14 protein-coding genes are annotated in these 14,702 nt (G+C 44.2%); 7 read left to right on the top strand and 7 right to left on the bottom strand.

Features of this window, described 5'->3' with window-relative positions; translation table 11 throughout:
* Nucleotides 1-38 precede the first annotated feature (38 nt).
* Entirely contained in the window at nt 39-947 is a 909-nt protein-coding gene (locus AC30SF_RS01845; protein ID WP_489607379.1) for a cupin domain-containing protein, read from the bottom strand.
* 113 nt (nt 948-1,060) lie between these two features.
* Between AC30SF_RS01845 and AC30SF_RS01850 the strand changes: the two genes are divergently transcribed.
* Nucleotides 1,061-1,402, top strand: a complete 342-nt coding sequence (locus tag AC30SF_RS01850; RefSeq protein WP_033002463.1) for a carboxymuconolactone decarboxylase family protein — start codon at nt 1,061-1,063, stop codon at nt 1,400-1,402.
* A gap of 153 nt (nt 1,403-1,555) precedes the next feature.
* Here AC30SF_RS01850 and nagE read toward each other — a convergent pair whose 3' ends face one another.
* The 4 genes from nagE to AC30SF_RS01870 form a co-directional block, all read right to left on the bottom strand.
* A complete protein-coding gene (gene nagE, locus AC30SF_RS01855; protein ID WP_489607380.1) occupies nt 1,556-3,022 on the bottom strand; it encodes an N-acetylglucosamine-specific PTS transporter subunit IIBC in 1,467 nt (488 codons plus the stop codon).
* Between the two features lie 195 nt (nt 3,023-3,217).
* On the bottom strand, nt 3,218-4,351 hold the full coding sequence (locus AC30SF_RS01860) for an N-acetylneuraminate epimerase (RefSeq protein WP_489607381.1): 1,134 nt from the start codon (nt 4,349-4,351) through the stop codon (nt 3,218-3,220).
* Between the two features lie 116 nt (nt 4,352-4,467).
* Nucleotides 4,468-6,318: a TRAP transporter large permease subunit gene (locus tag AC30SF_RS01865; protein ID WP_489607382.1), complete on the bottom strand. Its 1,851-nt coding sequence runs from the start codon at nt 6,316-6,318 to the stop codon at nt 4,468-4,470.
* Between the two features lie 67 nt (nt 6,319-6,385).
* Nucleotides 6,386-7,372, bottom strand: a complete 987-nt coding sequence (locus AC30SF_RS01870; RefSeq protein ID WP_489607383.1) for a sialic acid TRAP transporter substrate-binding protein SiaP — start codon at nt 7,370-7,372, stop codon at nt 6,386-6,388.
* A 246-nt stretch (nt 7,373-7,618) separates the two neighbouring features.
* On the opposite strand from AC30SF_RS01870, the gene AC30SF_RS01875 reads away from it, so the two are divergent.
* The 6 genes from AC30SF_RS01875 (at nt 7,619) to nagA (ending at nt 13,106) form a co-directional block, all read left to right on the top strand.
* Nucleotides 7,619-8,320, top strand: coding sequence for an N-acetylmannosamine-6-phosphate 2-epimerase (locus AC30SF_RS01875; protein WP_489607384.1), 702 nt, complete (start codon nt 7,619-7,621; stop codon nt 8,318-8,320).
* 16 nt (nt 8,321-8,336) lie between these two features.
* Nucleotides 8,337-9,215 carry an N-acetylmannosamine kinase gene (locus AC30SF_RS01880; protein WP_489608298.1) on the top strand — a complete coding sequence of 293 codons (879 nt, stop codon included), beginning with the start codon at nt 8,337-8,339 and terminating at the stop codon, nt 9,213-9,215.
* An 8-nt stretch (nt 9,216-9,223) separates the two neighbouring features.
* On the top strand, nt 9,224-10,096 hold the full coding sequence (locus AC30SF_RS01885; RefSeq protein ID WP_209363269.1) for a MurR/RpiR family transcriptional regulator: 873 nt from the start codon (nt 9,224-9,226) through the stop codon (nt 10,094-10,096).
* Nucleotides 10,097-10,109: 13 nt separating this feature from the next.
* Nucleotides 10,110-10,988 (top strand): N-acetylneuraminate lyase, encoded by an 879-nt coding sequence (gene nanA, locus AC30SF_RS01890; RefSeq protein WP_021615789.1) that lies wholly within the window; start codon nt 10,110-10,112, stop codon nt 10,986-10,988.
* Nucleotides 10,989-11,103: 115 nt separating this feature from the next.
* Nucleotides 11,104-11,907 (top strand): glucosamine-6-phosphate deaminase, encoded by an 804-nt coding sequence (nagB, locus tag AC30SF_RS01895; RefSeq protein ID WP_021615788.1) that lies wholly within the window; start codon nt 11,104-11,106, stop codon nt 11,905-11,907.
* A 53-nt stretch (nt 11,908-11,960) separates the two neighbouring features.
* Nucleotides 11,961-13,106 carry an N-acetylglucosamine-6-phosphate deacetylase gene (nagA, locus tag AC30SF_RS01900; protein ID WP_489607385.1) on the top strand — a complete coding sequence of 382 codons (1,146 nt, stop codon included), beginning with the start codon at nt 11,961-11,963 and terminating at the stop codon, nt 13,104-13,106.
* 115 nt (nt 13,107-13,221) lie between these two features.
* Here nagA and hemH read toward each other — a convergent pair whose 3' ends face one another.
* Nucleotides 13,222-14,283 (bottom strand): ferrochelatase, encoded by a 1,062-nt coding sequence (hemH, locus tag AC30SF_RS01905; RefSeq protein WP_109127985.1) that lies wholly within the window; start codon nt 14,281-14,283, stop codon nt 13,222-13,224.
* Nucleotides 14,276-14,698: a hotdog fold thioesterase gene (locus AC30SF_RS01910; protein ID WP_489607386.1), complete on the bottom strand. Its 423-nt coding sequence runs from the start codon at nt 14,696-14,698 to the stop codon at nt 14,276-14,278. The genes hemH and AC30SF_RS01910 overlap by 8 nt, the downstream gene beginning before the upstream one ends.
* Between the last annotated feature and the right edge of the window lie 4 nt (nt 14,699-14,702).

The following is a 14,702-nucleotide window of genomic DNA, read 5'->3' on the forward strand; positions in this document are numbered from 1 at the left end:
TATATGGAATACATTATAGCGTAAAACGCCAATATCGCCTAAACCTGTTCGGCTTTTCGATATTGACTTGGGGTCATGCCATACAGTGCTTTAAAGGCTTTGCTAAAATGCGCTTCCGATTGATAGCCCACCTCCAATGCCACCGACAAAATATTTTTTTGTGTTTTATTTAACAATAACGCGGCTTCTTGCAAACGCAGTTGCGTTAAGAATTTGCCCGGTGCCATACCGATTTTTTGCTGAAATACCCGCATAAAATTCGCCCGCGACATCGCGGCCAACGCTGCCAAGGCATCCATATTCCACGACTGTTGCGGCGCATTAAATAACTGCTCTAATACCTTGCCTAAGCGCTTGTCTTGTAACCCGGCAAATAATCCGCAATGAAGCCGATTGGCTTGTAGTCCGTGGCGTAAAATATAAATAAACAACACAGTAACTAAGGCATCCATCAGCGATTTTGCACCGCTTTGATGATTATCCGCCTCCTGTTGCATTAAGCGAATCAGCGGTTGCACCGGGGTGTCATTGAGCGATAAATGCAAATATTCCGGTAACGAATCAATAAGCAGGGAGGGCTTGCTGTAATAAAACAAACCGCAGAACATTTTCAAATCTGCCGAATTCTGCCCAATGCTATACACTTTAAACAACGTAGAACGGTTATCTTGGGCATGGGGCACATTATTTTCCGACAAATTCTGTGCCTGTCCGGCAATTAAGTGCGGTCGATTTTGCGGGAGAAAAAAGATATCGCCCGCTTGCAAATGAATTTGTTTTTTATCTAGCGTGAGCCAGCATTCGCCCTGCTCAATCAAGTGAAATGCGCCCACATATTGATTTTCGGCGATATTCGGTTGAATTTGCCACTGTCCTTGAAACAGGCAGCGAATATTCACTTCACCACTCACCTGTGCCAGCTGAATGAGTTTATCTAAACAGTCCATAATGAGATTTTACGCATAAAAGTTAAGACGAATGAGCAAGTATGATAGACGAATTTGCCTATAATTTGTTGCGAAATTTAAATGGATTCCAACCTAAATTAAGGAGAAAAATCATGTTTGCAGATTGGAAAAATGATGTTGCCCATGTAAAAAAATCATTCGGCGAATTAGGTAAAAAACATCCGAAAATGTTACAAGCCTACGGTGCACTAGGCGCAGCCGCAGCAGAAGGCAATGTTTTAGATGTGAAAACCCGTGAATTAATCGCCCTTGCCGTGGCTGTGACCACCCGTTGCGAAAGCTGTATCGGCGTACACGCAGCCGAAGCGGTAAAAGCCGGCGCAACCGAAGAAGAAGTGGCAGCAGCCTTAGCGATGTCTATCGCATTAAATGCAGGTGCGGCTTACACCTATTCTTTACGCGCATTAGAAGCTTATAATACGCAAAAAGACTAAGCATTTATTAGGAACTTTATATGATTGGCACCCTTCGTTAAGGGTGCCATTTTTTTAGAGAGACAGACGCTGATCGTCTGATAAATTGTGTTGCAACATCAATTTAAACATGTTCGTTAATTTAAACGCATTCGTTGTTTAGTATGATTTGCACTATTTCACTTTCGCCTTAATGGCTTCTGCAACCAATTCCGCTTCTGTTCCCAGAATGACTTGTAAACCATCATTCCCTAGTTTCACGTTGCCTTTAGACCCGAGCGATTTTAATTGTTCTTCGTTGATCTTATTGCGATCCACTAAAGTTAAACGTAAACGCGTAATACAAGCGTCAATTGTTTTGAAGTTATCCGCACCGCCTAAAGCGTCAATAAATTTGACCGCCCTTTCTTCGCGTGATTGGTTGGTGGAAGGTTGTGCTGCGACAGACTCTTCTGTGTTTTCCGTACGACCGATGGTTTTTAAGTTGAAGGCTTGGATAGCAAAACGGAAGACTGCATAGTAAATGGTGAAGAAGACTAAGCCTTGTACCAATAACATGTACCAGTCAACGGCTAATGGGTTGCGTGAGGACAACACCATATCCACTAAACCGGCACTGAAGCCGAAGCCTGCAATCCAGTGCATACTTGCTGCGATAAACACGGAAATACCGGTTAATAATGCGTGTAATACATAAAGAATCGGAGCAACGAACATGAAGGAGAATTCAAGCGGTTCGGTGATACCGGTGAAGAAAGAAGCAAATGCGCCCGCTAACATGATGGACGCCACTTTCACTTTTTGGCTTGGTTTTGCACATTGGTAAATTGCCAATGCTGCACCCGGTAAACCGAACATCATGACCGGGAAGAAACCGGCTTGGTACATACCGGTGACACCTACCGTAGCAGTGCCTTCAGCAATGGATTTAGCGCCACCTAAGAAATTCGGAATATCGTTAATGCCTGCCACGTCAAACCAGAATACCGAGTTTAACGCGTGGTGTAAGCCAACCGGAATTAATAGACGGTTGAAGAAACCGTAAATACCCGCACCCACAGCGCCTAAATCTTTGATGGATTCACCGAAAGACACTAAGGCGTTGAAGATGTAAGGCCATACATAAAGCAGAATGAAAGAAAGGGCAATCATGGCGAAAGAGACCACGATTGGGACCAAACGTTTTCCGCTGAAGAAGGACAGCGCTTTCGGCAACTCTACTTGATAGAAACGGTTGTAAAGTTCAGCAGAAAGCACACCGATTAAGATCCCGATAAATTGGTTATTGATTTTACCGAAAGCAGCAGGCACTTGGCTTGGATCGATATGTTGTAATTGGGCTACACCACCCGGTGCGAGTAGGGTGGTCACGACATAGTAACCTACTAAACCGGAAAGAGCGGCTGAGCCGTGTTTGTCTTTAGATAAACCGAAAGCCACGCCCACGGCAAATAATAAGCCCATGTTGTCGATGATGGCAGCACCGGATTTGATGAGCAAGGCGGCAAGTTGGCTATTCGCCCCCCAACCGTCCGGGTCTAGCCAATAACCGATCCCCATTAGTACGGCGGCTGCCGGTAATACCGCCACCGGCACCATTAAGGCTTGCCCGATTTTTTGGGCATAACTGAGAATACTCATAAGAACTCCTTTAATTTTTTGATTCATAAAATAATTTTTGAGGTCTGCGTAGCATAGCGCGAGAGGATTTCGCTTTTCAAATGAAAACTTTCGTATTTGTGAGAGCTATCACGAATCTGTTGGCACGATGCTTAACTTAAAAACAAATTAACGGATCAAGCACGCTTAATCCGTTAATTTGAAACCCAAAGAAGATTATTCTACTTTTAATTGTTTGCCGTCATAGCTCATGCTTTGAACAGAGGTTAAGGCTTTGCCACCATCGGTTTCCCCACCAATGAGCAATACTTTGTTGTCATAAGACACGGCAACACCGTAACCGATGCCTGCCGGCAATTCGCCAATGATGTTCCATTTGCCGTTGTTTAACGTATAAATATCTTTATGCCATGCTTTGCTTAAGCCTTGGTGAGCGTGAAGTTTTCCTTCTTTAAATTGTTTTACGGAACCTGGGAAGTTTGCACCACCGGTGACTAAGTAATGACCGTGGCTGTAACCTGCCATTGCTCCCGCCAAACCATCTTGGCTTTGACCTTTTGGTGCCGGTAAATCAGGCAGGTTTTTCCATTGAACGCCTTTCGCCGTGAATTTACCGGCGTGGGTTTCTGCCGTACGCAAGCCCGGTTTGATTTCACCGCTAACGACAACTAAATCATCACCTTGAATGGTAAATGCCGCACCGGCACGACCGGAGAAGGGTACGCGACCTTCGTTGCGCCATTTATTGGTAGATGGCTCATAGCTTAACAATTCGGTTGTGAAGAAATAGTCTTCCGGACGTTGTTCAAAATACGCTTTGGTGATTTCGTCTTTTTTCGCTTTGTCTTCCCCAGCCGCAACAGTGTCTTGGAAGAAACCGTTGAAAATAGACAAGTTAGAACCGCCCACGATATACACTTTGTCACCATGTGATGCGCCGGTAGAACCGACTAAACCGCGTGGTGAGCGGGTGGGTAATTTGCTCCAAGTATTATCAGCCGGGTTATAGCTGTAAGCATCGTTGACGAATTGTAATTTGCCTTTTTCATTTTTTTGTAATCCGCCGAAGACATATAATTTGCCGTCAACAGCCGCAGCCACCGGTTGGTTACGGTCACCGCCCGGGAATGCGGCGATTTCTTTCCATTGCGCGTTCGGGGTTTTTAAGTCTAACGCATAGAATTTGTCACCGCCTGTACCTAAGCCCACATAAACGGTATCGCCAATTAACGCACCGGCACCGCTTTTAATGCCTACCGGTAAATCAGGATAAGCAGCAGCGTGTGCGGTTACCGCAAAAGTGGTTGCCGCTAAGAAGAGGGTGGCGAATGTTGTTTTTTGAAATTTCATAATAAACCTCGTTTGGAGTGATTTGGGCTATTCGTCAACGGCAGAATAGGTCTTTTATGTGTAGGGTGAAAGTGCGGTTCAAATTTACTGCGTTTTGCAACCGCACTTTTAGTGTCCTAAGGTATTAACAAATTCGGAATGAATGTGATGATACTTGGGAAGATGGTAATTAACACCAAGGTCACGAAAATCGGGATTAAGAACGGCAATACACCTTTCGTTACGGTGGACACAGACATGTTACCCACACGTGCGACCACGAATAACGCCATTCCCATCGGTGGGGTTAAGATGCCGATCATCATGTTCAAGGTTGTCATAACACCGAAGAACACAAGGTCGATACCGAATTGCATGGCGATTGGAATTAACATTGGCAATACAAGGAATTGTAATGCTAAGGCGTCAATGAACATACCGAGGAACAATAACAAGGCATTGATCATGACTAACACCATTAACGGAGAATCCGCTACAGCAACGAAGACGTCTGCAATACGCATTGCCACTTGTTCACGGGCAATCATGTCACCGAAGAAGGTGACGGTCATAATCATTAAGGCAACAACACCGGTAATGGACATGGCTTCCACGCAGCTGTTGAAGAGCATTTTCAAGGTTAATTCTTTATAGACGAATTTACCGATAATCACAGAATAAGTTGCTGCAACCACCGCAGATTCTGTCGGGCTGAATAAACCGGAGAAGATACCGCCGATAATCAATATTGGGGTTAAAATTGCCCAGAATGCTTTTTTGAATGAAGAGCAAAGTTCTTCACGAGAAGCTTTTGGTGTTCTTGGATAGCCTCGTTTCTTGGAAACATAGTAGTTCATTGCCATTAAGGCGATGGTGACCAACACGCCCGGCACAAAGCCGGCAATAAAGAGTTTTGCAATAGATTCGTTTGCGATAACACCGTAAATGATCATGGCAATACTTGGCGGAACCAATGGACCGATAATACAAGAGGCTGCCGTGATACCGCCGCAGATGTCATCATCATAGCCTGCATCACGCATGGCTTTGATTTCTAATTGACCTAAACCACCTGCATCGGCAAGTGCAGAACCGGACATCCCGGAGAATAACAAGCTTGCACCGATATTAACGTGTCCCATACCGCCGGTGTAGTGGCCAAGTAAGGCTTTGGCAAAGTTAAAGATACGTTCGGTGATACCGCCGGTGTTCATTAGAATGCCGGTGAGAATATAGAACGGCACGGCAAGGAGCGGGAAACTATTTAAACTCATGGTGAGTTTATCAGAAGCTGCATTGACCACATTCCAACGAGTCATGGAGAAGTAAAGTAGGGTCGTGATAAATAATGACCAGCCCACTGGTACGCCCAAGAACATAATCACTAACCAGAAAAGCAATGCCACATAAACGGTATTTGCGCCCAATTTAACATATTCGGTAACGCGGAAGACTTTGTACCAGTCAGGGGCAAGGAATAAAATACCCAATAAAACGACTGCACTTACGATAAAGAAGGTTGCCGGCAAATAGCTTTTGTTTTGTTTGAAGTTGTCTGCTTGCGCTTGGAAGAAGCGAACGAGCATCAATACGGCAATGATTGGTAAGGAGGCATAGATCCATTTTTCAGAAATACCGCCTAACGCATCAATCGGGAAACTGGCACCTAAATAGGTTTTGATACCAAAGTGGATAAAGAAAATCACACCGAGGAAAATCACGATTTGTACGAATGTATTGGTGATTTTTTTGACTGCCGGTGGCATTAAGTTAGTCAAGAAGTCGATATAAACGTGCTCTTGTTTTCTGACGGCAACGCTAATGCCGAGCATACCGACATAAACGAACAGCAATTTGGCAAGTTCTTCACTCCAAATTAATGGGGAGTGGAAAGCTTGTCTGAATAGAATTTGCAAAACAAGAATGCAGAATATCACGAGGAATAATGCCCCACCGATCCATTCTTCGAGTTTATTAAAGATTTTCATATTCAACTCCGTTGAATAATAAAGGAGAGAAAAAGCGTGCCTGCCGAAACAGGCACGAATAAGGGAATTATTTGCTTACAGCTTGAATTTGTTTAAGTGCTTCTTCGCCTTTCGCACCGGTTTGTTTTACAAAGTCAGCATAGAAAGGTTTCATGGCTTCTTTGAACGGTGCAAGATCCGGATAGGTCACGGTGACACCTTGTTTTTCAAAGAAAGTGACTAAGTCTTTTTCACCATCAACGAATAATTTGGTGTGGTATTCTGCCGCTTTTTGAGCCGCATCTTTGACGACTTTTTGTAAGTCAGCCGGCAAGTCTGCAAAGGTTTCGTTACTTACAAGATAAAGTTGGTCATTCAAAATGTGGTTGGTCATTGCCAAGTATTTTTGCACTTCATAGAATTTTTGTGCTTGAACGGTTGCCAATGGGTTTTCTTGACCGTCAACGGAGTTCGTTTGTAATGCTAAATACACTTCGGAGAATGCCATTGGTGTTGGGGATGCACCCACATATTTTGCGTACGCCAAGTTAGTTGCCGCGTTTGGTACGCGTAATTTTAAGCCCTTCATGTCAGCAATGCTGTTGATGGCACGGTTAGAGGTGGTTTGACGAGTACCGTTATAGGCTTGGGACAATAACGTTAAGCCTAATTCTTTATTCATTTTTTGGATTAAGTCTTTACCAAATGCGGTGTCAAATAAGGCTTTTTGTGCCACGCTGTAGTCACTGATGACGTAAGGTAACGCAAATACCGCGGCTTCAGGATAGAACAATTGGAAACGGGCGGATTCCGCAAACGTGAAGTCTAACGCACCGTCTTTGAGTTGTTTTAACATGGCGCGGTCATCACCTAATTGAGAGCTTGGATAAAGCGAAATGTCAATTTTGCCGTTAGACTTTTCTTTCACTTCTTTGGCAAACATTTCAGCGGCTTTGTATTCATTAGATGATGTGCCGGCGTTCATACCGAATTTTAAATCGTACTCTGCGGCGTGAGCAGCGGAAGTGACACCTAGTGCAATGGCGGTGGCGAGAAAAAGTTTAGCGAGTTTCATAAGTTACACTCCTGTCATGGTCAGTTAATTGATGTTAAACACCTGGTTAGATTACAACTTGATTCCATTCTAAAGTAAAAAAATCATTTTCAAATAGATTCTGAAGTTTTATTTCAGAAATGAGAGGTAGATCACATCATTGGAAAAACACTTCAAAAATATATTTCAAAATGAAGTGTTGTTATCATATAATGCGCGATGACAAGAATGACTGCCAAATGCAGCCGCAAATTAAGAGGAGTTTTTATGTCATTCACTCAACACAAATTATCCCACCAAGCGGTTTTTGCCAAAATTCAAAATGGCTTGATTGCGTCCTGCCAACCGGTTGATGATGGCCCGATGGATAAGCCGGAAATCGTTGCCGCGATGGCGCAGGCCTCTGTTATCGGTGGGGCGGCTGGACTGCGTATTGAAGGCGTGGACAACTTGAAAGCAACGCGTCCAACAGTCAATGTGCCGATTATCGGTATTGTAAAACGCGATTTGCCGGATAGCCCGGTGCGTATCACGCCGTTTTTACAAGACATTGAGGATTTAGCCCATGCCGGAGCGGATATCATTGCCGTAGATGGTACCCATCGTCCGCGTCCTGTTGATATTGAAAGTACGGTTAAAAAAATTCATGAAATGGGCTGTCTTGCCATGGCGGATTGCTCCAACTTAGAAGAAGGGCTGTATTGCCAAAAACTCGGCTTTGATATTGTGGGCAGCACCATGTCAGGCTACACAGGTGGGGCTGTACCGGAGGAACCGGACTATCAATTAGTGAAAGATTTAAAAGCCGCCGGCTGCAAAGTGATGGCAGAAGGCCGTTACAACACGCCGGAATTGGCGAGAAAAGCCATTGAAATCGGCGCGGATTTTGTGACTGTCGGTTCAGCCTTAACGCGTTTAGAACATATTGTGAGCTGGTTCTCAAGTGCGGTCAAATCTGCGAATAAATAATCAAGAGGAAAAAATGATGCGTTGCTTAGCCTTAGATATTGGTGGAACGAAAATCGCCTCAGCCATTGTGTCAGGGAACCAAGTGACACAACGTCAACAAATCCATACACCACAAGAAAATGTGGTGGAGGCAATGCATCAAACGCTCGCACAATTACTTTCGGATTATGCGGGGCAATTTGATTATGTTGCGGTTGCCTCCACAGGCATCATCAATAAAGGAATATTGACCGCACTTAATCCGAAAAACTTAGGCGGACTGGCGTATTTCCCTCTAAAACAAAGCCTTTCTCAGCATACGTCCAAGCCGGTGTATTTATTGAATGATGCACAGGCAGCGACTTATGCGGAATATCAACGGCAAGATAAAAAGTCTCTGCAAAACTTTGCATTTATCACTGTCTCGACCGGCGTAGGTGGCGGGTTAATTTTAAACCACCAATTACTCACCGAACCGAACGGCATTGCCGGTCATATTGGGCATACTGTCGCCGACCCCAATGGCCCGGTGTGCGGTTGTGGTCGCATCGGTTGCGTCGAAGCCATTGCCTCAGGACGCGCCATAGAAGCGGTTTCCAAACAATGGGACGATCCTTGCGATCCAAAAGAAGTCTTTGCCCGTTTTAGAAAAACGGATGAAAAAGCCACCGCACTTGTGTCTCGTTCAGCAAAAGCGATTGCCAATTTAGTGGCGGATTTAGTGATTGGTATGGATGTTCAACAGGTGGTGATTGGCGGTAGTGTTGGGTTGGCGGAAGGCTATTTGCCTTTGGTGAAACAGCATTTGGCGCAAATGCCGGAAATTTATCGTTGTCCGCTGGAGGCTGCACAATTAGGGCAAGATGCCGGACTGATCGGCGCAGCGGCATGGGCATTGACGCAATGTCATGATTAGGCATCGTTATGGTTAGAAATGGAAATGTACTCAATTCGATTAGCTCGCTTTATCAAAGCCTGACTAAAACAGAGAAAAAAATTGCCGATGTCATCACGCAATCGCCGAATGTTGTTACGCAATATTCGTTAGCCCAACTTGCTGAACGTTTAGATGTCGGTGAAGCGACGCTGGTGCGTTTTTGTCGCACGTTAGGATTTAAAGGATTTAGCGATTTTAAACTGGCATTTTCTATTGATCTTGCAAAAACGCAAGAAGGTCGGGATGACACCGTGCTGGAAACCCAAATCTTGCCAAGCGATGATTCACAGACAATCGCACATAAGTTGCAATCTGCAATTAATGCCGTGATGGATGAAACCATTAATTTGTTAGATTTTCACCAATTAGAAGTGGTGGTTGAAGCGATCCGCAGTGCGAATAAAGTCTTTCTCTTTGGGGTAGGATCTTCCGGTGTAACGGCAGAAGAAGCCAAGAACAAATTGATGCGTATCGGTATGCAAGTGGATGCCAGCGGCAACAACCACTTTATGTATATGCAGGTGGCATTGCTAAGAAAAAATGATGTTGCCATTGGTATCAGTCATTCCGGCTACTCGCAAGAAACCGCGCATGCGTTAAAAATTGCCAAAGAGAATGGTGCAACCACCGTAGCGTTGACCCACAGTATGCGCTCGCCTTTGACCGAACATGCCGATTTCGTGTTGGTCAACGGCAATAAACAAGGCAAGTTACAAGGAGATTCTATCGGAACTAAAACCGCCCAATTATTCGTTCTTGATTTAATTTATGCGTTGTTGGTGCAAGCGGAGCAAGATAAAGCGATCAAGACAAAAGAGAAAACCCTTAATGTTATTTTAGAACAACGTATTAAATACTAAACAGGAGAAAACAATGCGTGATTTAAAAGGTATTTTCAGTGCATTATTAGTGTCATTTAATGAAGATGGCTCTATTAATGAAAAAGGCTTACGCCAAATTATTCGCCACAATATCGACAAAATGAAAGTCAATGGTTTGTATGTGGGCGGTTCTACCGGTGAAAACTTCATGCTTTCTACCGAAGAGAAAAAACAAATCTTCCGTATTGCAAAAGATGAAGCGAAAGACCAAGTGGCGTTAATCGCACAAGTGGGTAGCGTGAATTTACACGAAGCGGTGGAATTAGGTAAATATGCCACTGAATTAGGCTATGACTGCCTTTCTGCGGTAACACCGTTCTACTACAAATTCAGCTTCCCTGAAATCAAACACTACTACGACACCATCATTGCCGAAACCGGTAACAACATGATCGTTTACTCCATTCCGTTCTTAACCGGCGTAAACATGGGCGTAGAACAATTCGGCGAACTTTACAAAAACCCGAAAGTGCTTGGCGTGAAATTTACCGCAGGTGACTTCTACTTATTAGAACGTTTACAAAAAGCGTATCCAAACCACTTAATTTGGGCGGGCTTCGATGAAATGATGTTGCCGGCGGTGGCTTTAGGTGTGGATGGTGCTATCGGTAGTACATTCAACGTGAACGGTGTTCGTGCAAGACAAATTTTTGACTTGACCAAACAAGGCAAACTGGCTGAAGCACGTGAAATTCAACATGTGACCAATGATTTAATCGAAGGTATCTTAGCGAATGGTTTGTATTTAACCATCAAAGAATTGTTGAAATTGGAAGGTGTGGATGCCGGTTATTGTCGTGAACCAATGACGGCAAAAGCGACCGAAGCACAATTAGCCAAAGCAAAAGAATTAAAAGCGAAATATCTCTAATTTAATGGAAAAAGAGACCGCACTTTTGCTTGTCTAAAATTGCAAACTTCGTAGGGATGGGCTTGATGCCTGTCCCTACATATAGAGAGCGCGGTCACAATAAAGGAAGTTTATTATGCGCCTCATCCCTCTACATAACGAACAACAAGTTAGCCGTTGGGCAGCACGTCATATCGTTGACAGAATCAATCGTTTTAATCCCACCGAAGAACGCCCGTTTGTATTGGGTTTACCTACCGGCGGAACACCACTTAAAACTTACCAAGAGCTGATCCGCTTAAACCAAGCCGGTGAAGTGAGTTTTAAACATGTGGTCACATTCAACATGGATGAATATGTGGGCCTTCCGAAAGAACATCCGGAAAGCTATCACAGCTTCATGCACAACAATTTTTTCAACCACATTGATATTCAGCCGCAAAACATCAATATTTTGGATGGCAATACGGACGATCATGATGAAGAATGTCGTCGTTATGAAGAAAAAATCAAATCTTACGGCAAAATTCATTTATTTATGGGCGGCGTTGGCGTAGATGGGCATATTGCCTTTAACGAACCGGCTTCTTCGTTGAGCTCCCGCACCCGTATTAAAACCTTAACACCGGATACGATTATCGCCAATTCCCGCTTTTTTGATAATGATGTCAATAAAGTGCCGAAATATGCCTTAACCATTGGTGTCGGCACCTTGTTAGATGCAGAAGAAGTGATGATTTTAGCCACCGGTCATGGGAAAGCGTTAGCCGTACAAGCCGCGGTTGAAGGTGCAGTAAACCACATGTGGACAGTGAGTGCATTGCAATTACACCGCCATTTTGTGTTGGTGTGTGATGAGCCGGCGTTGCAAGAGTTGAAAGTAAAAACCGTGAAATATTTCACCGACTTGGAAAGTCACGCTATTCACAGCGTGTTGTAATGTTTAGCGCAAAAGTGCGGTGAATTTTAAGATTATTTTTTTAAGGTGCGATAATGAAATATGCATTAATTAATTGTGTTATTTACACAAAATACGAAATCCTACGGGATTATGCCGTGGTGATTAACGGTGAAACCATTGAAGCCGTGATTCCACAAAGCGAATTGGAAAGTGGCATTAAAACCCTTGATTTACAAGGACATAACCTCACCGCCGGTTTTATTGACTTGCAATTAAACGGTTGTGGTGGCGTGATGTTCAACGACCAAACTAGCGTGGAAACCTTAGAAATCATGCAAGCGACCAACCTGAAATCCGGCTGTACCAGCTTCTTGCCAACCTTTATTACCGCACCGGATGAAGGCATTAAAAGTGCGGTGAAAATTATGCGTGAATATTTGAATAAGCATAAAAACCAAGCACTGGGTTTGCATATTGAAGGACCGTATTTGAGCGTAGAGAAAAAAGGCGTACACCGTCCGGAATATATCCGTGAAATTTCACCAGAAATGAAAGATTTCTTGTGTGAAAACGCTGATGTGATCACCAAACTCACCATCGCCGCAGAAAACCCGACCATCAACTACACGCCTGATTTTGTGAAAAGTGGCATCGTGGTTTCAGTTGGTCACTCTAATGCTACCTATGACGTGGCAAAAGCGGCTTTCCGTAAAGGCGCAACTTTCGCAACGCACTTACACAATGCCATGTCGCCGGTCAGTTCCGGTCGCGCCATGGGCGTGGTGGGAGCTGTGTTGGATTCTGATGTTTATACCGGCATTATCGTGGACGGCGTACACGTGGATTTTGGCAATGTGCGTTTGGATAAAAAAGTGAAAGGCGACAAACTTTGTATCGTCACCGACTCCTTAGCAGCTGCCGGTGCAGGCCCTGAACTAGAAACCTTCACCTTCGTGGGTAAAACCATTTATGTGAAAGAAGGACGTTGCTATGACGGTAACGGCACGATCGCAGGGGCTTCCATCACCATGATGGAATCCATTAAAAATGCGGTGGAATATGTCGAAATTCCACTTGCCGAAGCGATTCGTATGAGTAACCTTTATCCGGCACGCGCTATCGGTGTCGATGATCGTTTGGGTTCCGTTGAAGCCGGCAAAGTCGCTAACCTTGCTGTCTTCTCGAATGATTACCACGTCGTTGGTACTGTCGTGAATGGTGAGTGGAAAGCGAATTAATCATAGCAAGAATCATAGTAAGGTGCGTTTATTTGCACCTTATAAAACAAAAGTGCGGTGGATTTTCCAAGTGTTTTAACACCTCAAAAATCCACCGCACTTTTTTATTTTTCTTTTAATGACAACGGCTACTAAGGTTGTTTGACGTTGGCACCGTAATGGTTGGAATAATGGCAATGTTTGGTGAAGCGCAGTTGTTGCATTTCATTTTCGCCATTTGATTGATCACTAATCTGCCTAAAGTTTCGATATGTGCAGGGGATGCGTTCAGTGCCGGAATGTATTGATAACTTTCACCGCCGTTAGAGATGAAATAGTCTTTATTTTCCTCAGCAATTTCTTCCAGGGTTTCTAAACAATCCACGGCAAATCCCGGGCAAATCACCGCCACTTTCTTAATGCCCTGTGCTGCAGCATTAGACAAAAACTCATCGGTATAAGGTTGTAACCATTCTTCTTTACCAAAACGGGATTGGAAGGTTAAACCCCATTGTTTTTCATTTAACCCCAAACCTTGTGCCACCGCGGCTGCGGTTTGTTGGCAGTGAGTACGGTAGTAATCGCCGGTGTTTTCATAGCGCAACGGAATGCCGTGAAAGGAAAACAGTAAAAACTCATCTGCCTTTAACCGTGCTTTGCAAGAATCAATGAGGGCGGAAATATAATGTTGGTTGAGCGGATAGGAATGAATAAAATCAAAGGGCACAATGCCTCGTTGCTGTTTTAATGCTTCAGCAAAAGAGTCGAACACGGCGCCTGTTGTACTACTGCTGTATTGTGGATAGAGTGGGAGTACGATGATGTGTTCCACTTTTTTATCCATTAATTTTTGCACCGCACTTGGCATGGACGGATTGCCATAAGTCATACCGATTTCGATTTCCACATCTAGTTGCTGTTGTCGGAAGAAGTCGATTAAGCCTTGTTTTTGTTGTTCGGTGAACACCATTAACGGAGAACCTTGTTCGGTCCAAATAGAACGATAGTCTTTTGCGACTCGTTTAGAACGCAACGGCAAAATAATGGCTTTAAGTAACGGATACCATTTACAACGCGGCAAATCGACCACGCGGGGATCCGTTAAAAATTGCCATAAATAACGGGAAATATCCTTAGGACTTGGTGAGTCTGGCGTACCTAAATTGGCAAGAATGACGCCGATTTTTAAATTAGTCATGTGTGATAATAGAAAGAGTTAAACGTGAAACGCAGCACAGTTTATCTTGTGCATCTCGAATGTCAATTTGCCAAACCTGTACATTTTTACCTAAACGAATCGGGCTTGATTTAGCGCAAACATAGCCTTGTTTCACCGGGCGTAAATGGCTCGCATTGATCTCTAAACCAACGACAGCTTGATTGGCTTCTACACAGCAAAAACCGGCAGTGGAAGCAACGGTTTCCGCAAGTGCCGCAGAAATGCCGCCGTGTAAAAATCCCATGGGTTGAGTAGTGCGGTGATCCACCGGCATACGGGCTTCCAGCCAATCATCGCCCTGTGCGGTAAATTCAATGCCTAAATGTGCCAAGGCACAGTGCTGGCAGAAGTCATTTAGTTGTTGTAGCGTGAGGTGTTTTTTCCAAATGCTCATGGTG

It is taken from the genome of Aggregatibacter valvarum (genome assembly GCF_980468985.1).

Excerpts from the sequence above, each read along its gene's own strand:
- AC30SF_RS01865 (WP_489607382.1), bottom strand. The coding sequence starts at position 6,318 with ATGAAAATCTTTAATAAACTCGAAGAATGGATCGGTGGGGCATTATTC.
- AC30SF_RS01885 (WP_209363269.1), top strand. The coding sequence starts at position 9,224 with ATGGTTAGAAATGGAAATGTACTCAATTCGATTAGCTCGCTTTATCAA.
- AC30SF_RS01880 (WP_489608298.1), top strand. The coding sequence starts at position 8,337 with ATGCGTTGCTTAGCCTTAGATATTGGTGGAACGAAAATCGCCTCAGCC.
- AC30SF_RS01860 (WP_489607381.1), bottom strand. The coding sequence starts at position 4,351 with ATGAAATTTCAAAAAACAACATTCGCCACCCTCTTCTTAGCGGCAACC.
- AC30SF_RS01850 (WP_033002463.1), top strand. The coding sequence starts at position 1,061 with ATGTTTGCAGATTGGAAAAATGATGTTGCCCATGTAAAAAAATCATTC.
- AC30SF_RS01870 (WP_489607383.1), bottom strand. The coding sequence starts at position 7,372 with ATGAAACTCGCTAAACTTTTTCTCGCCACCGCCATTGCACTAGGTGTC.
- hemH (WP_109127985.1), bottom strand. The coding sequence starts at position 14,283 with ATGACTAATTTAAAAATCGGCGTCATTCTTGCCAATTTAGGTACGCCA.
- nagA (WP_489607385.1), top strand. The coding sequence starts at position 11,961 with ATGAAATATGCATTAATTAATTGTGTTATTTACACAAAATACGAAATC.
- AC30SF_RS01875 (WP_489607384.1), top strand. The coding sequence starts at position 7,619 with ATGTCATTCACTCAACACAAATTATCCCACCAAGCGGTTTTTGCCAAA.
- nanA (WP_021615789.1), top strand. The coding sequence starts at position 10,110 with ATGCGTGATTTAAAAGGTATTTTCAGTGCATTATTAGTGTCATTTAAT.
- AC30SF_RS01845 (WP_489607379.1), bottom strand. The coding sequence starts at position 947 with ATGGACTGTTTAGATAAACTCATTCAGCTGGCACAGGTGAGTGGTGAA.
- AC30SF_RS01910 (WP_489607386.1), bottom strand. The coding sequence starts at position 14,698 with ATGAGCATTTGGAAAAAACACCTCACGCTACAACAACTAAATGACTTC.
- nagE (WP_489607380.1), bottom strand. The coding sequence starts at position 3,022 with ATGAGTATTCTCAGTTATGCCCAAAAAATCGGGCAAGCCTTAATGGTG.
- nagB (WP_021615788.1), top strand. The coding sequence starts at position 11,104 with ATGCGCCTCATCCCTCTACATAACGAACAACAAGTTAGCCGTTGGGCA.